Here is a 23490-nt window from a genome sequence, read left to right on the forward strand (position 1 = left end):
CTGGGTCCCCGCATGCGCGGGGACGACAGGTTGGCGCTTGCGGTACACTGTGCGGCGCGCGGCCCGTCCATCGTGCTGACCGGCATTCATTGCCGGCGGCGAGCCGCCCCAAGATCCTGTTCGCGATGCGCCGGTTTTTCCTGATCCTGCTGGTCATGCTGTTGCCGCTCCAGTCCGTCTGGGCAGCGGCCGCCGCCTATTGCGGGCACGAACAGCGGCCGGCGGCGCAATGGCACCTGGGCCATCATCAGCATCAACATCGCGGCGAGGGCAGCACCAGCTTCCAGGCTGACAACAAGGCCGATAACAAGGCCAGCGCCAAGGCCGACGCCACCAAGGACACTGACGCCGCAGGCCTGTTCGATCCCGACTGCGGCACCTGCCATCTAGCCTCGCTGCCGTTCGCGCGTCCCGAATCGACCGACGTGCCGGTGTTGCGGCTGCCGCGGACCGTGCTGGTGACGCACGATTTCCACTACACCTCGCTCCATCCCCGCGCCCCCGATCGCCCGCAGTGGCTTCGTCTCGCTTGAGCGGCGAGACGACCGGACCGATCCCTCCCTGATTTCCCGTCTCGCCGAATTCCCTTGGTGTCTTTTCCAGGTGCAATTCGATGCGACGATACATCGTGCCGCTGTGCATGGCGGCCATTCTTTTCGGCCCCGGCCGGGCTGGCGCACAGCCATACCCACAGCCATACCCACAGCCATACCCACAGCCATACCCACAGCCATTCCAGCAGCCATTCCAGCAGCCATTCCAGCAGCCATACCCGCAACCGCCGCTGCCCGCGATCGAACCCTCCGCGCGGCCAAGTGAGGGCGCTGAGCCGCTGAGGCTGGAGACAGCGCTGGCGCTGGCCGCGGCCGGCAATTTCTCTCTTTCCGCCGCAGCCAGGGAGATCGACGCCACCGAAGGCGCGATCCGGCAGGCGCGGACGTTTCCCAATCCCGAAGTGGCGGTCGCCATGGAGGACACGCGGCGCGAGACCCGTGCGACCACGGCGCAGCTCAACCTGCCGATCGAACTGGGCGGCAAGCGCGCCGCGCGGATATCCGCGGCCGAGCGGGGCCGCGACGTCGCCCAGGCGCAGTGGCGCAGCACGCGGGCCGACTTGCGTGCCACGGTGATCGCCGCCTTCTTCGGCGTGGCGGTGGCCCAGGAGCGCGTCAGGCTGGCCACCGCCTCGGTCGACGTCGCGCGCAAGGGCGCCGATGCGGCGGCAAGGCGTGTCGCCGCGGGCAAGGTCTCGCCGCTGGAGGAGACGCGCGCCGCGGTGGAGCAGGCCAATGCCGAGCTCGAACTGGCCGACGCCACGGCGGAACTGCAGTCGTCCCGGCAGGCGCTGGCCGCGCTGTGGGGCAATGCCTCGCCACAATTCACCGAAGTCCGCGGCGACCTCGATGCGCTGCCGTCGCGTCCCGCGCCGGCGCAGTTGCTGGCCGCGCTCGACGACTCGCCGCTGCTGCTGGCAAGCCGTCTCGAAGTGAGCCGCCGGCAGGCGCTGGTCGACGTAGAACGCAGCCGCCGCTATCCGGACATCACCGTCAGCGTCGGCACCAAGCGCGACAACGAGGCCAATCGGACCATGCCGGTGCTCGGCGTGGCGATACCGCTGCCGCTGTTCGACCGCAACCAGGGCAATCTATACGAATCGATCCGGCGCGCCGACAAGGCCGCGGACGAATTCCTGGCCAACCGGATCCGTCTGGCCAACGAACTGCAACAGGCGAGCAACCAGCTGGCCGTATCTCGCAGCTCGGCACAGGCGCTGAAGGAAACGGTACTGCCCGCGGCCCAGCGTGCCTACGACGCCGCGACGCGTGGGTTTGAAGCCGGCAAGTTCGACTTCCTGAACGTGCTCGACGCCCAGAGGACGCTGTTCCAGGCGCGCATTCGCTATCTCGGCGTGCTGGCCCGCGCCTATCAGGCGGCCACCACCATCGACCGCATCGTCGGACGCTAACCAGGACCGATCTCGATCATGGGAATCACATCGAAGCAAAAGGCCGCCATCGCGGCCATTCTCGCGGTCGGCACGCTGGCAACGGCTGCCGTGCTGCTGACCGGCCGCGCCGGTTCTGCGGACCCGCACGGACACCACGGCGACGCGCATGGGCATGGCGCCGAACAGGCATCGGCAGCGGCGGCAACCCCGGCCGCAACTTCGGCCGCGGACAGGCATACCGACCACGACGCCCCGATCGCGCTGACCGACGAACAGATCCAGCGCGCCGGCATCATCATCGAGACCGCAGGCCCCGCGACGATCCAGTCGGGCCTGCAGTTTCCCGGCGAAATCCGCTTCAACGAAGACCGCACCGCGCATGTGGTGCCGCGTCTGGCTGGCGTTGCCGAAAGCGTGCCGGCCACGCTGGGCGAGCAGGTCACGAAGGGGCAATTGCTGGCGGTGATCGCCAGCACCACGCTGTCGGATCAGCGCAGCGAACTGCTGGCCGCGCAACGCCGCATGGAGCTGGCCCGCGCGACCTATCAGCGCGAACGCAAGCTGTGGGAGGAGAAGATCTCCGCCGAGCAGGACTATCTGCAGGCAAAGGCGGCGCTGGAGGAGGCCCGCATCGCCGTGCAGAACGCGCAGCAGAAGCTGACCGCGGTCGGTGCAAAGGCCTCGTCGGCGCGGCTCAACCAGTTCGAACTGCGCGCGCCCTTCGACGGCGTCATCGTCGAGAAGCATCTGGCGCTGGGCGAGGCGGTGGCCGACAACGCCAATATCTTCACGATCTCGGATCTATCGACGGTCTGGGCCGAGTTCGTCGTCTCGGCCAGGGACCTGGATCACGTACGGGTCGGCGAGACCACGCTGATCCGATCGGCCGCGTCGGACGGCAAGGCGGAAGGCAAGGTCTCGTATGTCGGCTCGCTGTTGGGCGAGCAGACCCGCACGGCGAAGGCGCGCATCACGCTGAAGAATCCGAACCTGGCCTGGCGGCCGGGCCTGTTCGTCACCGTCGAGGTGCTGACCGACAAGGCTACGGTACCGGTCGCGGTACAGGCCGATGCGGTGCAGGACGTCGACGGCTACCGCGTGGTGTTCGTGGCCGGCCCCAAGGGGTTTGTCGCGCAGCGCGTCGTGCCCGGACGCAGCGATGGCCAACTGGTCGAAATCCGCGAAGGCCTTCGCCCCGGCACGCGCTATGCCGCGCGCAACAGCTTCGTCTTGAAGTCCGACCTCGGCAAGGACGCTGCCGGGCACCAGCACTGACACCGGAGATCGCCATGTTCGAACGTGTCATCCGTTTCGCCATCGCACAGCGCTGGTTGGTGCTGCTCGCGGTGCTTGGCATGGCGGCATTGGGCGCGTACAGCTACACGCGCCTGCCGATCGACGCCGTGCCCGACATCACCAACGTCCAGGTCCAGATCAATACCTCGGCGCCGGGCTATTCGCCGCTGGAGACCGAGCAGCGGATCACCTATCCGATCGAGACCGCCATGGCGGGCCTGCCGGGCCTTGAGCAGACCCGTTCGCTGTCGCGCTACGGCCTGTCGCAGGTCACCGTGATCTTCAACGAAGGCACGGACATCCATTTCGCGCGCCAGCTGGTCAACCAGCGGATCCAGGAGGCAAAGGAAAGGCTGCCCGCCGGCGTGTCGCCGGCGATGGGCCCGATCTCGACGGGGCTGGGCGAAATCTATCTGTGGACCGTCGAGGCAAAGGAGGGCGCGCGCAAGCCGGACGGTTCGCGCTACACGCCGACCGATCTGCGCGAACTGCAGGACTGGGTCGTCAAGCCGCAACTGCGCAATGTGCCGGGCGTGACCGAGGTCAACTCGATCGGCGGCTTCGACAAGGAATACCTGGTCGCGCCGAGCCTGGAGAAGCTGGCCTCGTATGGCCTGACGCTGGCCGACGTCGTCAGCGCGCTCTATCGCAACAACGACAATGTCGGGGCCGGCTATATCGAGCGCAGCGGCGAGCAGTATCTGGTGCGCGCACCGGGGCAGGTCCGCAGCGAGGCAGAGATCGGCGAGGTGATCGTCGGCAGCGCGCAAGGGCAGCCGATTCGCGTGCGCGATATCGCCGAGGTCGGCATCGGCAGGGAGCTGCGCAGCGGCGCCGCCACCGAGAACGGCAAGGAGGTGGTGCTCGGCACCGTGTTCATGCTGATGGGAGAGAACAGCCGCGCGGTGGCGCAGGCGGTCGGCGAGCGGGTCGAGGCGATCAACCGCACCTTGCCGAAGGGCGTCGGGATCGTGCCGGTCTACGATCGGACCCGGCTGGTCGACAAGGCGATCGCCACCGTCAAGAAGAACCTGCTAGAGGGCGCGGTGCTGGTGATCGTCGTGCTGTTCCTGTTCCTCGGCAATATCCGCGCGGCGATCATCACGGCGCTGGTGATTCCGTTGTCGATGCTGTTCACCTTCACCGGCATGGTGAGCTACCGGATCAGCGCGAACCTGATGAGCCTGGGCGCATTGGACTTCGGCATCATCGTCGACGGCGCGGTGGTGATCGTCGAGAACTGCGTGAGGCGGCTGTCCCATGCGCAGGCGCATCGCGGCAGGCCGCTGACGCGCTCCGAACGCTTCGAGGAAGTGTTCGCCGCCGCGCGCGAGGCACGGCGGCCGCTGCTGTTCGGCCAGCTGATCATCATGATCGTCTATCTGCCGATCTTTGCGCTGACCGGCGTGGAAGGCAAGATGTTCCACCCGATGGCCTTCACCGTGGTGCTGGCCTTGCTGGGCGCGATGCTGTTGTCGGTGACCTTCGTGCCCGCCGCCGTCGCGCTGTTCATCGGCGAGCGCGTCGCCGAGAAGGAAAACCGGCTGATGGCATGGGCGAAGCAGCGCTATGCGGACTGGCTGGAGCGGTCGCTGGCGAACGCGCCGGTCGTGCTGACCTTTGCCAGCGTCGCCGTCGTGCTGTGCCTGGCCATCGCGTCGCGCCTGGGCAGCGAGTTCATTCCGAACTTGAACGAAGGCGATATCGCCATCCAGACCCTGCGCATCCCGGGCACCAGCCTGTCGCAGTCGGTCGAGATGCAGAAGCAGCTCGAAACGACGCTGATGGCGAAATTCCCCGAGATCGAGCGCGTGTTTGCGCGTACCGGCACCGCCGAGGTGGCGTCCGACCCGATGCCGCCCAATATCTCCGATGGCTACATCATGCTGAAGCCGCAATCGGAGTGGCCCAAGCCGGTCAGGACCCGGGAGGCGCTGCTCGAAGCGATGCAGGCGGAGGTCGCGAAGCTGCCGGGCAATCGCTACGAGTTCTCGCAGCCGATCCAGCTGCGCTTCAACGAGCTGATCTCGGGTGTCCGGTCCGACGTCGCGGTCAAGGTGTTCGGCGACGATCAGGCGGTGCTCGACCAGACGGGCGAGCGCATCGCGGCAGTGCTGCGCAACGTGCCGGGCGCGTCCGAGGTCAAGGTCGAGCAAACCACCGGGCTGCCGATGCTGACCGTCGACATCGACCGCCACAAGGCGGCGCGCTACGGGCTCAACCTGAGCGACATCCAGGACGCCGTGGCGATTGCGATCGGCGGCAAGGAGGCCGGCATCTTCTATCAGGGCGATCGGCGGTTCGACATCATCGTGCGCCTGCCAGATGCAGTCCGGCAGGACATCGAGGCGCTGCGCCGGCTGCCGATCGCGTTGCCGAAGGGCGGCGGGGCCGATGCGCGGGTCAGCTATATCCCGCTGGCCGAGGTCGCCACGCTGGAGATCTCGCCGGGGCCCAACCAGATATCGCGCGAGAACGGCAAGCGGCGCGTCGTCGTCAGCGCCAATGTCCGGGGCCGCGATATCGGCAGCTTCGTGCCCGAGGCGCAGGCGGCGATCGACAGCGCGGTGAGGATGCCCACCGGCTATTGGATGAGCTGGGGCGGTACCTACGAGCAGTTGCGCTCCGCCACCGAGCGCTTGCAGATCGTCGTGCCTGTGGCCTTGCTGCTGGTGTTCGTGCTGCTGTTCGTCATGTTCAACAACATCAAGGACGGCATGCTGGTGTTTACCGGCATTCCGTTCGCGCTGACCGGCGGCATCCTCGCGTTGTGGCTGCGCGGCCTGCCGCTGTCGATCACGGCGGCGGTCGGCTTTATCGCGCTGTCGGGCGTCGCGGTGTTGAATGGGCTGGTGATGCTGTCGTTCATCCGCACGCTGCGCGAACAGGGCAAGCCCCTCGACGAGGCGATCCGGCTCGGCGCGCTGACGCGGCTGCGGCCGGTACTGATGACGGCACTGGTCGCCTCGCTCGGCTTCGTGCCGATGGCGATCGCGACCGGCACCGGCGCCGAGGTCCAACGGCCGCTGGCCACCGTGGTGATCGGCGGCATCCTGTCATCGACGGCGCTGACGCTGCTGGTGCTGCCGGTGTTGTATCGCCTGGCACACCGGCGCGATGAGGCTCTGGCGACCGCGGCCGTGTCCCACCCGGCCTGAGCGCGAAGGCGCTCCGTCTTCCTTCTGCGCAAGCCGCCGGCGATCGCCGGCGGCATCTCCGATATCCGTTTCCTGACATCGGCGTCATCCGAGGGCCGCTCGCCATTGTTCGTCCCCATTGAATAGACCTGCCAACGGCAGCCGGATTGTGGGCCCGCGGCGCAGCCGACAGAATGCGCCAACGACGGCAGGGTGCCGCGGCGGAGAACCGAATCATGAAGCTGACGATCAACGACACCGAGCACGACCTGCAGGTCGACCCGGACATGCCCCTCCTTTGGGTCCTCAGAGACGCGGCCGGCCTGACCGGGACCAAGTTTGGTTGCGGCATGGCGCAGTGCGGTGCTTGCACCGTTCACGTCGACGGCGTGGCGCAGCGCAGCTGCGTGTTGCCGGTCTCGGCCGTCCAAGGAGCGCGGATCACCACCATCGAGGGACTGTCCGCGGGCGGCGATCACCCGGTGCAGCGGGCCTGGGCCGAGCTGGACGTGGTGCAGTGCGGCTATTGCCAGTCGGGTCAGATCATGTCGGCGTCGGCGCTGCTGCGTCAGAACCCCGCGCCGACGGACGCGGACATCGACGCGGCGATGTCGGGCAACCTGTGCCGCTGCGGTACCTACCAGCGCATTCGCGCGGCGGTCCATCGCGCCGCCGAGCTGTCGCGGGAGCTGGCATCGTGAAGGCCCCGCTCGACGTTTCGCGGCGCCGTTTCCTGGCCGCTGGCGCGGTGCTCGGCGGCGGGCTGGTGATCGGATTCTCGGTGCCGTCGATGCGCCGGCTGGCGGATGGCGCTGTCGACGATGCCATGGCTGCGGAGCCGGCACCGTGGACACCCAATGCCTTCCTCCGCATCGGTGCCGACGACAGCGTGACGGTATTGCTCGCGCATTCCGAGATGGGGCAGGGCGTCTGGACTTCGCTTGCGCTGCTGATCGCCGAAGAGCTCGATGCGGACTGGACCCGCATTCGCGTCGAACATGCTCCCGCGGCACCGGCCTATGGCATTGCGATGCTCGGTGGCATGCAGGGCACGGTCGGCTCACGCAGCGTGCGCAGCGAATTTCTGCGCTACCGGCAGGCCGGCGCCGCGGCACGCGCGATGCTGGTGCAGGCGGCGGCAGCGCGCTGGCAGGTCCCGGTGGACGTGCTGCGCACCGACAGTGGGGCGGTCGTGCATGACGGCCGGCGGCTGCGCTATGGCGAACTGGTTCACGAGGCCGCGGCACTGCCGGTGCCTGCCGCCGAGGCGCTGCGCTTGAAGAACGCGGGCGATTGGAAGTGGATCGGCAAGGGGGCACGGCGCCTCGATGCCGCCGACAAGATTACCGGCCGTGCCCGCTTCGGCATCGACGTCAAGCTGGACGGCCTGCTGACCGCGGTGGTCGCGCGTGCGCCGATGTTCGGCGCGAAGCTGGTCTCCTTCGACGACAGCGCTGCGCGCGCCGTGCCTGGCGTCCGGCAGGTGCTGGCCGTGCCCAGCGGCGTGGCCGTGCTGGCGGACCATTACTGGGCCGCCAAGCGCGGGCGCGATGCGTTGAAGGTCGAATGGCAGGGCGGCGACAAGGCGCTGGGCAGCGCCGCGCTGATGGCGGACTTCGCGCGGCTGGCGCGCGAGCCCGGGCCGATCGCGCTGGAGGCAGGCGACGTCGACGCCGGCATGGCGCAGGCGCGGCGCACGGTCGAGGCCGAGTACCGGCTGCCGTATCTCGCGCACACCCCGATGGAGCCGCTCAATTGCACCGTGCGGTTCGGGCCCGATGGCTGCGATGTCTGGGTCGGCACGCAGATGCAGACGCTGGCGCAGCGCACGGTGGCGCAGATCGCCGGGGTCGAGCCTGCGCAGGTACGGATCCACACCACGTTTTTGGGCGGCGGCTTCGGGCGGCGGGCGGTGCAGGACTTCATCGCGGAGGCCACGCACGTCGCCCGCGCCGCGGGCGCGCCGGTCAAGACCGTGTGGTCGCGTGAAGACGACGTCCGCGGCGGTTATTACCGGTCCGGCTTCGTGCATCGGATCCGCGTCGGCCTCGATCGCGACGGCCGGCCACTGGCGTGGCGGCACGGCATCGCCGGGCAGTCCAACCATCCCGAACGCGAAGGCGTGCATCCGACCTCGGTCGAGGGCGTGGTCGACTCCCCCTATGTGCTCGGTGCCGCCGCGCACCGCGTCGTCGCGCATTCCCCGCGCACCGCGGTGCCGGTGTGGTACTGGCGTTCGGTAGGTCATAGTCATGCGGCCTTTGCGATGGAGTCGATGGTCGACGAACTGGCGCACGCCAGCGGACAAGACCCGGTCGCCTATCGCCTCCGACTGCTGAAGGACGCACCGCGCCATCGGCGCGTGCTGGAACTTGCCGCGCAGCGCTTCGGATGGGGGCGTCGGCCCCAACCCGGTCGAGGGCACGGTATTGCCGTGCACGCGTGCTTCGGCAGCGTGGCGGCGCAGGCCGTCGAAGTCTCGGTGCGGGACGGCGCCATCCGCGTCCATCGCGTGGTCTGCGCGATCGATTGTGGCGTGGCGGTGAATCCCGACAACGTGCGCGCGCAGATGGAGAGCGCCATCGTCTACGGGCTCAGCGCGGCGCTGCATGGCCGCGTGACGATCGTCGACGGCGCGGTGCGCGAATCCAACTTCCACGACTACCCGGCGCTGCGGATGGCCGAGATGCCGGTAATCGAAGTCCATATCGTCGACAGTGCGGAGAGTCCCGGTGGTGCCGGAGAGCCCGGCACGCCGCCGATCGCGCCGGCGGTTGCCAATGCGGTGTTCCAGCTGACCGGCGCCAGGCTGCGCGAACTGCCGTTGACCTTGCCCCCGCGCGCTCGGACTCGACCGAACGCCTGAACCAGGAGCCTTCCATGTCCAACCAAGTTCCTTCGCATGCCCAGGCGCCCAGCGGCGTCATTGCCAGCCTGCCGGCCTCCCGGCTCGAACCGCTGGCCTACCTGCTGATGCGGACCGTGTTCGGCATCGTGATGATGACGCACGGCCTGCCGAAGCTGCTGGGCACCAGCCACGGTTCGATGGCCGACCCGATGGCCGGGGCGACGCGGCTGATCGCGGACGTGCTGCACCTGCCTGGTGCGCCGGTGCTGGCGTGGCTGGTGGCGGTGCTCGAGACCTTCGGTGGCGCGATGCTGATCGCCGGGGCGTTGACCCGCCCGCTGGCCGCGCTGATGACGCTGCAGATGATCGCGATCTGCTATATCCACCGCCAGCATTTCGCCTGGATCGATCGGGGCATGGAGTACCCGCTGGTGCTGCTCGCGGTGGCCCTGCTGATCGCGGCGCGCGGCGGCGGGCGCTGGTCGGTGGACGCCCTGCTGGCGGCGCGCCGCCGGTCATAGGCTGGCATGGCGGGATTGACGCGGCGCGGATCGATCTGTTAATTCTGCCGGACCTTCAATGCAGATCGATCCCAACGGCATGGACCGCTTCGACGCCTTGCAACTGTTTACCCGCATCGTGGAACTGGGCACCTTCTCCGGTGCCGCCAACGCGCTCAATATTCCGCGCGCGACCGCCACGCATGCGATCAAGGAACTGGAAGCCAGGCTCGGCGTGCGCTTGCTGGAACGGACCACGCGCCAGGTGCGGCCGACGCTCGACGGCCAGGCGTTCTACGAGCGCAGCAAGCGCGTGCTGGCCGAGCTCGAAAATGCGGAGACTTCGCTGAGCAGCCACGTATCGGATCCGCGCGGCACGCTGCGGCTCGATCTGCATGGCATCCACGCGGCGATGATCATCCTGCCGCGCATCGACGACTTCCATCGGCGCTATCCGCATATCGAGCTGGTGGTCAGCAGCGGCGATCGCCTGGTCGATCTGGTCGGGGAGGGCATCGATTGCGTGGTGCGGGCCGGCGTGCCGCGAGAATCGTCGCTGGTCGCGCGGCGGCTGGCCAATCTTCCCGAGATCATCTGTGCCAGCCCGGCCTATCTGGAGCGGCACGGCACGCCGCGCCATCCCGATGAACTCGCGCAGCACCAGGGCGTGGGCTTTTTCTCGCGCAATCACGACTATCGCTACCCGTTCACCGTACGGATCGACGGCGAGGTCGTGGAATACCTGCCGCGAGGCTGGATCACCGTCAGCGACGCCGAGTGCTATACGCAGGCCGGGCTGGCCGGCTGCGGGCTGATCCAGGTGCCGCGCTTCCGCCTCGAGGAGCATCTGCGCGCGGGGCGGCTGGTGCAGGTGCTGGCGGACTGGCCGTGCCCGGAACTGCCGATCTCGGTCATGTACACGTCGCAGCGCCAGCTGGCGCCGCGCGTACGCGCGTTCGTCGATTGGGTCGCGGCGCTGTACGAGGAGCGCTTCGGGCCGCTGAAGTAGCGACGGTTGGCGCGCGGGGCGGCCCTCTCCCCCAGCCCCTCTCCCGCAAGCCGGAGAGGGGAGCACGCAGCGGTCTGCTTGGCGTGTCGCGAATCTGCTCGCGATGACCGCCCCCTTCTCCGGCGCGCGGGAGAGGGAAGCACAGCGGCCTGCTTGGCGCGCGGCCATCCTGGTCGCGATGACGTGCTCCCTCTCCCGCTTGCGGGAGAGGACTGGGGAGAGGGCGCGGCGGTGCAAGCGGCGCAGGCGACGGCATCGCCCCAGGCAAGCCTGGGCCCGGCCTCAGGCCCGATTTACCACCGGCAGCAGCGCGCCGTGAATCGCGCGGGCGGCGTCCGAGGCGAGGAACAGGATCGCGTCGGCCAGCGCCGCGGGGTCGACCCAGCGCGAGGCGTCGGCGTCCGGCATCGCCGCACGGTTTTCCGGGGTATCGAGCACGCTGGGCAGCACCGCGTTGACATGGATGCCCTGGTCGCGCACTTCGGCCGACAGCGCCTCGGTCAGCCGCGCCAGCGCGTCCTTGGACGCGCAGTAGGCACCCATCTGCGCGAGCCCCCGCGCGGCGGAGTTCGCGCCGACATTGACGATCCTGCCGCCGCCGGCCGCGATCATGTGCGGCACCACCGCGCGCGACACGTTCAGCACGGTGCGCAGGTTCAGGTCGAACATCCGCTCCCACTGCGCATCCGCGCCTTCGCCGACGACCGGGCCCATGCCGAATCCACCGGCCAGATTGCACACCACGTCGATACGGTTGGCGCTGCCGATCGCCTGTTCGACCGCGCGCTTGACCGCGGCCGCGTCCAGCAGGTCCGCTTCCACCGCGAGATGCTCGCCGGCCGGAAGGGTGGGGCTGACGCCGGGGCGGTCGACCAGCACCAGACGTGCGCCGGCACGCGCAAAGGCGTCGGCGACGGCGCGGCCGAGGTTGCCGGCCGCGCCGGTGATGAGGACGGTCTTGTCGTGGAAGTCGAATGCCATGTCGGATCTCCTGGATATACGTTGCGTGGCGCCGGCGGCCCGGCGCCGATGCGGTCGGCGCCCAGTGTATGGCGGCGCGCCCAACAGGATGTTGCGATTGCGGCTCGGGCTAACCCTGTGTCGCGGCAGAAAATTGCGGCATGGCGCCGATATTGGGGCCGAGGGCCCGCCTACAGCTCCAGCGGCATCGCACTGGTGCACTTGATCTCGTCGAGGCATACACTGGATCGAACGCCGCTGACGCCGGGAATCCGCATCAGCGTATCGAGCAGGAAATCCGACAGCGACTTCAGATCCCGCGCGACCACCTTCAGTACGTAGTCGATATCGCCGGTCACGGAGAAGCACTCCTGGATCTGGGCCAGCTCGGTGACCAGGCCCTTGAACTTGGACAGGTCGCGGATATGGCCGCGTTCCATCGTCACATGGATGAATGCCACTACGCCGAAGCCGAGCATGGCGCCGTCGAGCCGCGCCTCGTAGCGCTTGATGATGCCGCTTTCCTCCAGGCGCCGGTGACGCCGCAAAGTCTGCGCCGGCGACAGGTTGATGGCCTCGGCCAGTTCCAGGTTGGAGGCGCGGCCGTGCTCCTGCAAAACGTCCAGCAGGCGGCGGTCGGTACGGTCCAGTTCGATCGAATGCATCTTTATTTCTCCAAGGCGCGTATGGATGAAATGTTATCTCACATCCTAGGGTTTCCCTGTGGTTTTAACGAAATCCAATTTGGCGCCCCGAAATATAAACTGCATCGCATCGCTGCATGCCGCCGACTGTTCCGGCTACATGCCGAGGCCCCCGAGGGGCCGACGCGCGCCAGTGCCGCCGGACGCATGCGAAGCCGAAATAATATTTCCCCGGGGGATGCCCCGGCATCCCGGACCCACAACCCACTTGCCAGAAGACGATATGAGCGATCTCTTTGACAACCCGATGCAGCTGATGGGCTTTGAATTCGTCGAATTCGCCTCGCCGACGCCGAACGTGCTCGAGCCCCTGTTCGAACAGATGGGCTTCACGCTGGTGGCCCGCCACCGCTCCAAGGACGTGGTGCTGTATCGCCAGGGCGACGTCAATTTCATCGTCAATCGCGAGCCGAACAGCCTGGCTGCGTACTTCGCCGCCGAGCACGGCCCGAGCGCCTGCGGCATGGCGTTCCGCGTCAAGGACTCGCACAAGGCTTACGCCCGTGCGCTCGAGCTCGGCGCGCAGCCGATCGAGATCCCGACCGGCCCGATGGAGCTCCGCCTGCCGGCGATCAAGGGCATCGGCGGCGCGCCGCTGTACCTGATCGACCGCTTCGAAGACGGCAAGAGCATCTACGACATCGACTTCGAATTCGTCGAAGGCGTGGACCGCCGCCCCGTCGGCCACGGCTTGAAGCTGATCGACCACCTGACGCACAACGTCTACCGTGGCCGGATGGCGTACTGGGCTGACTTCTACGAGAAGCTGTTCAACTTCCGCGAGATCCGCTACTTCGACATCAAGGGCGAGTACACCGGCCTGACCTCGAAGGCGATGACCGCGCCGGACGGCAAGATCCGCATTCCGCTGAACGAGGAATCGCAGAAGGGCGGCGGCCAGATCGAGGAATTCCTGATGGAGTTCAACGGCGAAGGCATCCAGCACATCGCCTTCCTGTGCGACAACCTGATCGAGGTCATCGACAACCTGCAACTGTCGGGCGTGCCGCTGGCGACCGCGCCGAACCAGTACTACTACGACAACCTGGCCAAGCGCCTGCCCGGCCATGGCCAGCCGGTCGACCAGCTGCAGGCCCGCGGCATCCTGCTCGACGGCACCACCGAAGGCGGTCAGCGGCGCCTGCTGCTGCAGATCTTCTCGAAGCCGCTGCTCGGCCCCGTGTTCTTCGAGTTCATCCAGCGCGAAGGCGACGAAGGCTTCGGCGAAGGCAACTTCAAGGCGCTGTTCGAATCGCTCGAGCGCGACCAGATCGAGCGGGGCGTGCTGACCGTCTGATCGTCTGATCGATCGGTCGGGCCGGTCTGATTCCGCGGATCGGCAGCGAGCCCGACGATCGCGTCGGGACGATTCACAGGGTCATATCCACCGACTGCCCGGCGCTACCCGCGCCGCGGCAGCGCACAGCCATAAGCGCCCGTCCGATAGAGGCGCCCGGCTATCATTCCAAAAGAATGGGTAGAGGAAACACTTCATGCATGCAGACAACACGGACCGCGCGCTCCACCGCGGCCTGAAGAACCGGCACATCCAGCTGATCGCGCTGGGCGGTGCCATCGGCACGGGCCTGTTCCTGGGCATCGCCCAGACCATCAAGATGGCCGGCCCTTCGGTATTGCTGGGCTATGCCATTGCCGGCATCGTCGCCTTTTTCATCATGCGCCAGCTCGGCGAAATGGTGGTCGACGAGCCGGTGGCGGGCTCCTTCAGCTATTTCGCCAACAAGTACTACGGCAATTTCGCCGGCTTCATGTCGGGCTGGAACTACTGGGTGCTCTATATCCTGGTCAGCATGGCCGAGCTGTCGGCGGTCGGCATCTACGTCCAGTACTGGTGGCCCGAGATTCCGACCTGGGTGTCGGCGCTGGCCTTCTTCCTGATCATCAACGCGGTCAATCTGGCCAGCGTCAAGTCCTTCGGCGAGGCCGAGTTCTGGTTCTCGATCATCAAGGTCGCGGCGATCATCGGCATGATCGGCTTCGGCGGCTATCTGCTGGTGTCCGGCGAGGCCGGCCCGCAGGCCACGGTGGCGAACCTGTGGCAGCACGGCGGCTTCTTCCCGAACGGCGTGTCCGGCCTGGTGATGGCGATGGCGGTGATCATGTTCTCGTTCGGCGGCCTCGAGCTCGTGGGCATTACCGCTGCCGAAGCCGATTCGCCGGAGAAGACCATCCCCAAGGCGACCAACCAGGTCATCTATCGCATCCTGATCTTCTATGTCGGCGCGCTCGGCGTGCTGCTGTCGCTGTATCCGTGGGAAAACGTCGCCAGCGGCGGCAGCCCCTTCGTGCTGATCTTCCATGCGCTGAACAGCAACTGGGTCGCGAACGTGCTGAACGTGGTGGTGCTGACCGCGGCGCTGTCGGTCTACAATAGCGGCGTTTACTGCAACAGCCGCATGTTGTTCGGCCTGGCGCGCCAGGGCAATGCGCCCAAGGCACTGCTGAAGGTCAATCGGCGCGGTATTCCGGTCGTGGCGCTGGGCGCCTCGGCGGCTGCCACCGCGGTCTGCGTGCTGATCAACTACCTGATCCCGGGCAAGGCGTTCCAGCTGCTGATGGGCCTGGTGGTGTCGGCCCTGATCATCAACTGGGCGATGATCAGCGTGATCCATCTGAAGTTCCGCGCCCACAAGCGCAGCGCCGGCGTGACCACGCGCTTCCAGAGCTTCGGCTACCCGCTGACCAATTACCTGTGCCTGGTCTTCATGGCCGGCATCCTGGTGATCATGTACCTGACGCCGGACCTGCGCCTCTCGGTCTATCTGATCCCGGTATGGCTGGGCGTGCTGGCAGTGTGCTACCGGCTGCGGAACAAGGACGCCGCGCAAGCGCTGCCGCAAGGCGCGCCGGTACGCTGAACCAGTAATGGCGGTGACGGCAATGCGATGCGGCACCCGGCGCCGCTAGCCACGCCGCGCGTCATCACCCAATTTGGATCGGTCTCAAATCTGGCCTGAGGTTTTCATGTTTGCTCATATCGACGCCTACCCCGGCGACCCCATCCTGTCCCTGAACGAAAACTTCGCGCAAGACCCGCGTCAGGACAAGGTCAACCTGACGATCGGCGTCTGCTTCGACGACGCAGGCCGCCTGCCGCTGATGGCCGCGGTGCGCGAGGCCGAAGCCGCGCTGGTCGCCGACCAGGGGCCGCGCCCGTATCTGCCGATGGCGGGCATCCCCGGCTATCGCCAGGCCGTGCAGCAGCTGGTATTCGGCGCGGACAGCGCCGCGCTGGCCGAGAACCGTGTGGCCACGATCCAGACGCTGGGCGGCTCGGGCGCGCTGCGCGTCGGCGCCGACTTCCTGAAGCGCTATTTCCCCGAGGCGCAGGTGTGGATCAGCGATCCGAGCTGGGACAACCATCGCGTGGTGTTCGAGCGCGCCGGCTTCCAGGTCAACAGCTATCCCTACTATGACGACGCCACCGGCGGCCTGCGCTTCGACGCGATGATCGACGCGCTGCGCCAGGTGCCGAAGGGTCATGTAGTGCTGCTGCACGCCTGCTGCCACAACCCGACCGGCGTGGACCTGAACGAATCGCAATGGCGCGAGGTCATCGCCGTGGTCAAGTCGCGCGGCCTGCTGCCGTTCGTCGACATGGCCTACCAGGGCTTCGGCACCAGCCTCGATGAAGACGCCTTCGTGATCCATGAGCTCGTGCGCGAAGGCGTGCCGTGCCTGGTGGCCAATTCGTTCTCGAAGAATTTCTCGCTGTACGGCGAGCGCTGCGGCGGCCTGTCGGTGGTCTGCGCGAACGCCGAGGAAGCCGGCCGCGTGCTGGGTCAGCTGACCGGCGCGGTGCGCGCCAACTACAGCAACCCGCCGACGCACGGCGCCCGCCTCGTCGGCAAGGTGCTGACGACCCCGGCGCTGCGCCAGTCGTGGGAGGCCGAGCTGGCCGCCATGCGCGACCGCATCGCGGCGATGCGCACGGCGATCCACGACAATCTGCAGCGCCTGGCCGGCGGTGCGGACCTGTCGCGCTATCTTGCGCAGCGCGGCATGTTCACCTACACCGGCCTGTCGGCCGAGCAGGTCGATACGCTGCGCACCGAGCATGGCGTCTATCTGGTGCGCTCGGGCCGCATGTGCGTCGCCGGCCTGAACCACGGCAACGTGGCGGTGGTCGCGAAGGCGATCGCCGGCGTGATGGGGGCGAAGGGCTGATCCTGCAGCGCCAGGGAAGGGCCAGCGTACGGAAGTGCGCTGGCCTTTCTTCGTTTACATCACCATCCCGGTCGCGGAAGCCAGCGCCGGAATTGTCCATCCTCTTCCCAGCAGCACCATCCGGGTATGCAGATCGCTGAGCACCGGTTCGCAGACCTCCGGCCCCAGATAGCACAGCGTCTTGCTGCGCAGATCGACATAGCCGCGCTCGTAGTTGTGCGCCAGGGCCTCCCATAGCGCATGCGCGCCGGGCGATTGCCGTGCGCCGGTGATCAGGCAGTGTCCCGCGTCCAGGTATGAGCGATAGATCGCCGAGGCCAGGCCTTGGCGTTGGTAGGGCGGCGCGAACTTCGAATGCGGTGCGCGCAGATGGCGGTCGGCGCGGCGGTCCAGTTCGACCAGCCGGTTGAAGACGGTATAGCCGGCCAGGCAGCGCCGCACCGTGTCTTCGACATAGAAGTAGTACTCGCCATCCGCTTCGCGGTAGCGCACGACGAGGCCGGGCAGCGCGGACGGTGTTGCCGCGATGTCGTGCAGGCAGTCGCCGGGCTGGTAGAGCCGGTCGTACAGCGCCTGCAATTCGGCCTCGAGCGTGTCGGGCGCGTGCTCGACGTCGATGCGCAGCTCGATGGCGCGCAGCAGGCGGGCGAGGGTAGGGCGGCTTGCGTGCCGCCGGCGCGGGGAACCGCGCCATGCAACGGCGCCGAACGCCGCGTGAGCCAGCATCGATGACATGGCGGCGGTCAACCGGTCTGCCAGGCGCCGCTGACCAGGTTCTGCGGCTTGCTGCGGGCAACGATGCGCGCGCTGACGTCCCAGATATCGATCCGCACGTTCAGTCCCGCATGAATGCCGTATCCCGGTCCGGTGACGATCTCTTCGTCGGTCTGCACGCCTTCGCCGGCCTTGATTGCGCTATCGGCGACGATCGACCCGCTTGCCTTGATACCCCAGCCGGCTTCGATATGGTGGCTGCTGCGGATCGTGCCGCCGGCCTCGATGCCCTGGCCGGCGCTGATGCCGTGGCCCTGCAGATCGCCGTCGGCCTTCAGCGTGCCGCCGCAGCGGATCGCGTGCTGCGCGGCGATGCTGTCGCCCGCGCGCAGGTTGCGGCCGACGTGGATATGCTCGCCCGCGCTGATGTCCCAGCCCGCGCGCACGCTGCCCTTGGCATCGAGAAAGGTCGCGACGTCGATGCCCCACGCGGCCTTGATGTCGCCGCCGGCTTCGATCGCGCCGCCGCTGTACAAATTGCCCGCGCAATCGATATCTTCACCGGCGATGATCGCGGTGCCGGCGCGAATGCCGCCGCCGACGCGGATCGTGCGTCCGGCCCGGACCACGGAATCGACATCGATGGCACCGCGCACGACCAGCGTGCCGGCGAAGACCAGCGCGCCGGCGTTCAGCGCATCGAGCGTCAGCACGGCATCGGTGGGACCGAACTGGTCCAGCAGCCAGCATGCGTCGCCGACGCGGCCGGCATCGACCAGCGCATCGAGCAGCCGCTGGTAGTCGCTGCCATCATGCCGGTTGCGCAGGAACCATTTGTAGCCGTCCGCGCAGGGGCGTTTCGCCTTGACGAAATTCTGGGTGAGTTCCATGGACATCGGGATCTCGGTAGTCGGTGAAAGGGAGGCTGGCGTGCTGTGGGCGATGGGGGTTGCCCTCCCCCAACCCTCTCCCGCAAGCGGGAGAGGGAGCAGGCCGGCGCGGTATCAAGGCTTGCGTGTCGGCTGATGACTTCCCGCGCCCGCGAGCGGCAGAGGGAGCCCGGGATCGCGACTGCATTCCTGCGTGCCGATGGCCTGCTCCCCTCTCCCGCCTGCGGGAGAGGGGCTGGGGGGGAGAGGGCAACACGCCCAAACCGCCTACAGCGGATTCAGCACGAGAAATTCAACCGCCAGATAAAGCGCGGCAATCCCGGCCATGGCGAGCACGGCGCGGTAATAGACGGCGGCGGATTTTTTGGTCTTGGCGGACATGCGCTCTCCCATTTGCACGTTGAACAGTGGACCGCCATCGATGGATGGCGATCCCCGGGCAATGTGCCGTGCCAGGGAGACCGGTGTGGGACTGTGGTGTGGCTTAGTCCCTGGCTCCCCGCACGGCTGAGAGAAGCACGGCGGGAATATGGGATGTGCGGGCGACCATGGCCTGACGCGCGGCAAAGCCGCAAGCGTCGCCGTACGCGCGTGCCGCCACAGCATGCAGGGCATGCTGGTAAAGGGCGGTGCGGCGCAGGACGGTTTGCATTCGGTCGCGAATTTGAAGGAAGGAAGATTGGCCAGACGCAGGCGCGAATGGCGGGCTTTCGGTGGAGCGTTTGCTCCATCGGCCCTGAAAAAAGGGGTGAAACCAGGGTAAGTATCCCATAGCCGTTGAGAAGTCTCAACCTTGCGGCGCACCAAGCGTGCGCGACAGGGCTTCAGCGGCAGTACTTCCGGTACTGATTGAAGTGCCGGATCGCGCGATGCGCGTCGCCCAGTTGCTCGTGCAGGCGGGCCGCGTTGAAATGCGCGTCGGCCATGTCGGGCGCGATATCGATGCAGCGGTGATAGCTGCGCAGCGCGTCCTCGTATCGCTCCAGATCCTCGAGCGTGACGCCGAGGTTGAAGTGGAGCAGCGGCTCATCGCCGATGGCGGCGACCGCGTCCCGATACAGCGCTTCGGCCTCCTGCACGCGCCCGGCTTCCGTCAGCAGGCAGCCTAGGTTCAGATAGGGGTCGGCGTAGTCGGGCGCGATCGCGATCGCGCGGCGGTAGGCCTGCTCGGCCTTGCGCATGTCCTGCGCTTCGAGCTGGCAGCCGAGCTGGAACCACGTGCCCGCGTCGGTGCCGGCATCGGTCCCGTCGTTGGCGCGGTCCTCGGCGCAGTTCTCCGACTTCCTCGCCGACTGGATCGACAGCACCGCGCCCGGCTGCGACCGGCTCGGCTGCAGTTCCATCACCAGCTGGCCGGTTTCCACCTCCCACTGGCGATGCGCTTCCGAGACGACCACACCATTGCCGACCGCCGCGATTCGCACGCCCGACAGCGGCCGGTCCTGCGACCATGCCTTCAGGCGCTGCAACGCGCGAGTGACGCGGCGCGGCGGGACATTGGCCTTCTTCAGCGAATCCGCGGTGCGGATCAACACCACGTCCTGGAACGAATACTGGCGCTCGCCGCGGCTGCCCTTGACCGGTTCGAGCAAGCCCGCGCGCGTCAGGCTCGCCACCGTTCCGCGCGAGACGCCGAACGTGCCTTCGATGTCCTTCAGCGTGAAGCTGTCCTTGCCGACGGCGCTCATTTCCTGGCGGTACGTCGAATCGGGGCCGCGGGCTCCGCGGCGCGCTTGGCGCTCTTGCGCGGCGCCGTCTCGCGGGCGGGCTTCTTCGCCGCGGCCTGCGATTTGCTCAGGCTCGCCTTCAGCGCCGCCATCAGGTCGATCACCTCGCCGCCTTCGCTGGGCCGCTCCGCCGTCGCCGATACCGTGATCTTCTTGCCCTCGATCTTCTTGTCGATCTCGGCCAGCACGCGCAGCTTCTCCTCGTCCTGATAGGCCGCGGGGTCGTAGGCCTCCACCGTGCTCTGCTCGATCAGCTGCTCGGCCAGCGTCAGTTCGGCGGGACGGATGTCGGTGCGCTCGACGTTCAGATCGGCCATCGAGCGGACCTCGTCCGCATAGAGCAATTGCTGCAGCACCAGGCCGTCGTCGTTGGCGCGCACCTGCACCATGTACTGCTTGCCTTTCCAGACCCAGGTGGCCAGCGCGCAGGTCCCGGTCTTGCGCATCGCCTCGGTCAGCAGGCTGTACGGCTTGGCGCCGCGCTTGTCGGGGGCCAGATAGTAGGCCTTGTCGAAATAGATCGGGTCGATGGCGCCGGTTGGCATGAAGGCGACGATGTCGATGGTGTGGCGCGCGCCGGTCTCCAGCGCATCGAGCTCCTCGGGCGTGAAGACCACGTAGCGGTCCTTCTCGAACTCGTAGCCCTTGACCATGTCGGCACGCTCGACCACGACGCCCTCGCGCTGGCATATGTACTGCTGCCGCAGCCGCGAGCCGCAGCCCTTGTGCAGCAGGTTGAAACCGACGCCGGATTTGCTTTCGGTCGCGGAAAAGACCCGGACCGGGATGGAAACCAAGCCGAAGCTCAGCGAGAGGGAGGCAATGGAGCGTGCGGCCATGTCGTCACCTTTCGTGTTCGCATTGCTAAAGGATTTAGCGCATTGCTAAAGGATAGACGACGCGGACCGGCGACGCCGGCCTGTGCGCCACATTCTCCGAACGGATCGGTCTTTCGTATAATGGCGGGTTTGCCGCCATCTCACCGTGTCGAAGCGGGATGTCGGATGGCCCCGGGCATCGCCCGCCTTTGCTCTGATCTCTCTCGCTCCGCTCCTCTCACATCATGAAATCACTGAAAGCCCTCCTGATCGTCTCCGCCGTGGCCCTGTTCGCCGCCTGCGGCAAGTCCGAGCAAGCCCCGGCGGCGGCCGGTGCCGCCAGCGCCCCGGCCGCGGCCGCCAGGACCGTCGTGGTCGGCCTGGACGACAACTTCCCGCCGATGGGCTTTCGCGATGCCAACAATGAGATCGTCGGCTTCGATATCGACATGGCCAAGGAGGCCGCGCGCCGGCTCGGCATGACGGTCGAGTTCAAGCCGATCGACTGGAGCGCCAAGGAGGCCGAACTGAACGGCAAGCGCGTCGACGTGCTGTGGAACGGCCTGACCATCACCGAAGAGCGCAAGAAGAACATCAGCTTCACCGCGCCCTATATGAGCAACCACCAGATCATCGTCGTGGGCAGCGCCTCGCCGATCAAGGCCAAGGCCGATCTGGCCGGCCGCATCGTCGGCGCGCAGGACGGCAGCAGCGCGGTCGACGCGATCCGCAAGGAAGCGCAGGTCGCCGCCGGCATCAAGGAACTGAAGACCTTCGGCGACAACGTGACCGCGCTGATGGACCTGTCGGCTGGCCGCCTCGATGCGATCGTCGTCGATGAGGTCGTGGGCCGCTACCTGGTCAGCAAGCGCGCCGGCGAGTACCGCGTGCTCGACGAGAACTTCGGCACCGAGGACTACGGCGTGGGCCTGCGCAAGGACGACGGCGAGCTGCTGGCCCAACTGGACAAGACGCTGGCCGAGATGAAGCAGGACGGCACGGCCGCGCGTATCGCGCAGCAGTGGTTCGGCGCGAATCTGATCAAGTAAGCGCGGCGTTCCGCCGGGCCAACGCAAGAGCCTGTTGGCGTAACATCCTGTCGTCCCCGCGAAGGCGGGGACCCAGCGGCTTCCACAGACGCTGGATTCCCGCTTTCGCGGGAACGACATGATGGTCGTCGAGACCTTGCCGTCTCGATTCTTCCTCCTGTACCCCCGCGCGCCGGGTTTCGATCCATGGACTACGTTCTCTCCCTGCTGGGACCGATGGCGCAGGGCGCGCGGATCACGCTCTCGCTGTTCTTCATCACGCTGGCGCTGTCGGTGCCGCTGGGGCTGGCGCTGGCACTGGCGCGCCTGTCGGCATGGCGGCCGCTGAGCGTCGCCGTCAACGGCTATATCTGGCTGATGCGCGGCACGCCGCTGATGCTGCAGCTGCTGTTCGTCTATTTCGCGCTGCCGTTGCTGCCGGTGGTCGGCGTGCGCCTGCCGGACTTCCCCGCGGCGGTGGTGGCCTTCGCGTTGAACTACGCGGCGTATTTCGCCGAGATCTTCCGCGCCGGCATCCAGTCCGTGGACCGCGGCCAGTACGAAGCCAGCAAGGCGCTGGGCATGACCTACCTGCAGACGATGCGCCGCGTGGTGCTGCCGCAGATGGTGCGGCGCGTGCTGCCGCCGGTCAGCAACGAGACCATCACGCTGGTCAAGGACACGTCGCTGATCTACGTGCTGGCGCTGAACGACATCCTGCGCACCGCGCGCGGCATCGTGCAGCGCGACTTCACCACCACGCCTTTCCTGGTCGCCGCGGCCTTCTATCTGCTGATGACGCTGCTGCTGACCTGGATGTTCCAAAGCCTGGAAAAACGCTATGCCGCACACGATCAATGAGCCGCAGAGCCGCGACGGCGACGGGCAGCAACGCCCGGTGATGATCCGCGCCAGCGACATCGTCAAGTCTTTCGGCGCCAATCGCGTGCTGCACGGCGTCTCGCTGACGCTGCGCAAGGGCGAGGTGGTGGCGGTGATCGGGCCGTCCGGCTCGGGCAAAAGCACGCTGCTGCGCTGCCTGAACCATCTCGAGACGATCGACGGCGGCAGCATCGAGATCGAGGGCGAGACGCTGGCCGAGCCCGGCGCGGACCAGCGCAGCCGTTATGTTTCCGACGCCGAGGTACGCCGCATCTGCCGCAAGATGGGCATGGTGTTCCAGTCGTTCAATCTGTTCCCGCACATGACGGTGCTGCAGAACATCATCGAGGCGCCGATGACGGTCAAGGGCATCGCGCGCGAGGCCATCGTGCCGACCGCCGATGCGCTGCTGCGCAAGGTGGGGCTGCTGGAGAAGCGCGACAACTACCCGTCGCGGCTGTCGGGCGGGCAGAAGCAGCGCGTGGCCATCGCACGTGCGCTGGCGATGGAGCCCGACATCATGCTGTTCGACGAACCGACCTCGGCGCTGGACCCGGAGCTGACCGGCGAGGTGCTGCGCACGATGCGGCAGTTGGCGGACGACCACATGACGATGCTGGTGGTCACGCACGAAATGGGCTTCGCGCGCGAGGTCGCGCACCGGGTCGTGTTCATGGACCAGGGCCGCATCGTCGAGAGCGCGCCGTCCGAGGAGTTCTTCCGCGCGCCGCAGCATCCCCGCACGCGCGAGTTTCTGGCCCATATGCTGTAAGGCACGGCACGGCACGGCACGGCACGGCACGGCACGGCACGGCACGGCACGGCACGGCACGGCACGGCA

The 23490-nt window shown here is 67.3% G+C and carries 20 protein-coding genes; 14 read left to right on the forward strand and 6 right to left on the reverse strand.

Translation table 11 applies throughout. From position 1 onward, the window contains the following. The 8 genes from czcI to B551_RS23060 all read left to right on the forward strand — a co-directional run. The coding region (gene czcI / locus B551_RS26785) for a cation efflux protein, CzcI family (protein WP_253281407.1) at positions 1-533 on the forward strand (533 nt) is incomplete at its 5' end. Positions 534-613: 80 nt separating this feature from the next. After that, positions 614-1966, forward strand: a complete 1353-nt coding sequence (locus B551_RS23030; protein WP_023265101.1) for a TolC family protein — start codon at positions 614-616, stop codon at positions 1964-1966. 18 nt (positions 1967-1984) lie between these two features. Then, positions 1985-3223: an efflux RND transporter periplasmic adaptor subunit gene (locus B551_RS23035; RefSeq protein ID WP_006576323.1), complete on the forward strand. Its 1239-nt coding sequence runs from the start codon at positions 1985-1987 to the stop codon at positions 3221-3223. A gap of 14 nt (positions 3224-3237) precedes the next feature. Beyond that, positions 3238-6402: a CusA/CzcA family heavy metal efflux RND transporter gene (locus tag B551_RS23040; RefSeq protein ID WP_006576324.1), complete on the forward strand. Its 3165-nt coding sequence runs from the start codon at positions 3238-3240 to the stop codon at positions 6400-6402. Between the two features lie 212 nt (positions 6403-6614). Continuing rightward, on the forward strand, positions 6615-7082 hold the full coding sequence (locus B551_RS23045) for a (2Fe-2S)-binding protein (protein ID WP_043442397.1): 468 nt from the start codon (positions 6615-6617) through the stop codon (positions 7080-7082). Then, positions 7079-9247: a xanthine dehydrogenase family protein molybdopterin-binding subunit gene (locus tag B551_RS23050; protein ID WP_006576326.1), complete on the forward strand. Its 2169-nt coding sequence runs from the start codon at positions 7079-7081 to the stop codon at positions 9245-9247. Before B551_RS23045 ends, B551_RS23050 begins: the two co-directional genes overlap by 4 nt. Positions 9248-9261: 14 nt before the next feature. Next, a complete protein-coding gene (locus B551_RS23055) occupies positions 9262-9750 on the forward strand; it encodes a DoxX family protein (RefSeq protein ID WP_006576327.1) in 489 nt (162 codons plus the stop codon). Between the two features lie 79 nt (positions 9751-9829). Then, positions 9830-10738 (forward strand): LysR family transcriptional regulator, encoded by a 909-nt coding sequence (locus B551_RS23060; RefSeq protein ID WP_006576328.1) that lies wholly within the window; start codon positions 9830-9832, stop codon positions 10736-10738. A 282-nt stretch (positions 10739-11020) separates the two neighbouring features. Here B551_RS23060 and B551_RS23065 read toward each other — a convergent pair whose 3' ends face one another. Next, positions 11021-11719: an SDR family NAD(P)-dependent oxidoreductase gene (locus tag B551_RS23065; protein WP_006576329.1), complete on the reverse strand. Its 699-nt coding sequence runs from the start codon at positions 11717-11719 to the stop codon at positions 11021-11023. A 170-nt stretch (positions 11720-11889) separates the two neighbouring features. Further along, positions 11890-12363: an Lrp/AsnC family transcriptional regulator gene (locus B551_RS23070; protein WP_006576330.1), complete on the reverse strand. Its 474-nt coding sequence runs from the start codon at positions 12361-12363 to the stop codon at positions 11890-11892. Between the two features lie 262 nt (positions 12364-12625). On the opposite strand from B551_RS23070, the gene hppD reads away from it, so the two are divergent. The 3 genes from hppD (at position 12626) to B551_RS23085 (ending at position 16590) form a co-directional block, all read left to right on the forward strand. Beyond that, positions 12626-13699: a 4-hydroxyphenylpyruvate dioxygenase gene (gene hppD / locus B551_RS23075; RefSeq protein ID WP_023265103.1), complete on the forward strand. Its 1074-nt coding sequence runs from the start codon at positions 12626-12628 to the stop codon at positions 13697-13699. Positions 13700-13895: 196 nt separating this feature from the next. After that, positions 13896-15281: an amino acid permease gene (locus B551_RS23080; protein WP_006576332.1), complete on the forward strand. Its 1386-nt coding sequence runs from the start codon at positions 13896-13898 to the stop codon at positions 15279-15281. A 106-nt stretch (positions 15282-15387) separates the two neighbouring features. Further along, positions 15388-16590 (forward strand): amino acid aminotransferase, encoded by a 1203-nt coding sequence (locus tag B551_RS23085; protein ID WP_023265104.1) that lies wholly within the window; start codon positions 15388-15390, stop codon positions 16588-16590. A gap of 54 nt (positions 16591-16644) precedes the next feature. Here B551_RS23085 and B551_RS23090 read toward each other — a convergent pair whose 3' ends face one another. The 4 genes from B551_RS23090 to B551_RS23105 all read right to left on the reverse strand — a co-directional run bounded on the left by B551_RS23090 (position 16645) and on the right by B551_RS23105 (position 20760). After that, entirely contained in the window at positions 16645-17316 is a 672-nt protein-coding gene (locus B551_RS23090) for a hypothetical protein (protein ID WP_023265105.1), read from the reverse strand. Between the two features lie 17 nt (positions 17317-17333). Beyond that, complete coding sequence (locus tag B551_RS23095; RefSeq protein ID WP_006576335.1) at positions 17334-18194, reverse strand: hypothetical protein; 861 nt, start codon at positions 18192-18194, stop codon at positions 17334-17336. Between the two features lie 824 nt (positions 18195-19018). Then, positions 19019-19882 carry a tetratricopeptide repeat protein gene (locus tag B551_RS23100; protein WP_006576336.1) on the reverse strand — a complete coding sequence of 288 codons (864 nt, stop codon included), beginning with the start codon at positions 19880-19882 and terminating at the stop codon, positions 19019-19021. Further along, positions 19879-20760 carry a Ku protein gene (locus B551_RS23105; RefSeq protein ID WP_006576337.1) on the reverse strand — a complete coding sequence of 294 codons (882 nt, stop codon included), beginning with the start codon at positions 20758-20760 and terminating at the stop codon, positions 19879-19881. The genes B551_RS23100 and B551_RS23105 overlap by 4 nt, the downstream gene beginning before the upstream one ends. A gap of 224 nt (positions 20761-20984) precedes the next feature. Here B551_RS23105 and B551_RS23110 point away from each other — a divergent pair, with 224 nt between their 5' ends. The 3 genes from B551_RS23110 to B551_RS23120 all read left to right on the forward strand — a co-directional run bounded on the left by B551_RS23110 (position 20985) and on the right by B551_RS23120 (position 23421). Then, positions 20985-21788, forward strand: coding sequence for an amino acid ABC transporter substrate-binding protein (locus B551_RS23110; RefSeq protein ID WP_006576338.1), 804 nt, complete (start codon positions 20985-20987; stop codon positions 21786-21788). Positions 21789-21974: 186 nt separating this feature from the next. Continuing rightward, positions 21975-22628 (forward strand): amino acid ABC transporter permease, encoded by a 654-nt coding sequence (locus B551_RS23115; RefSeq protein ID WP_006576339.1) that lies wholly within the window; start codon positions 21975-21977, stop codon positions 22626-22628. Between the two features lie 40 nt (positions 22629-22668). Further along, on the forward strand, positions 22669-23421 hold the full coding sequence (locus B551_RS23120; RefSeq protein WP_006576340.1) for an amino acid ABC transporter ATP-binding protein: 753 nt from the start codon (positions 22669-22671) through the stop codon (positions 23419-23421). The last annotated feature ends 69 nt before the right edge of the window (positions 23422-23490 follow it).

The sequence above is a fragment of the Cupriavidus sp. HPC(L) genome, from assembly GCF_000307735.3.
In the GTDB taxonomy this organism is placed as follows: Bacteria; Pseudomonadota; Gammaproteobacteria; order Burkholderiales; family Burkholderiaceae; genus Cupriavidus.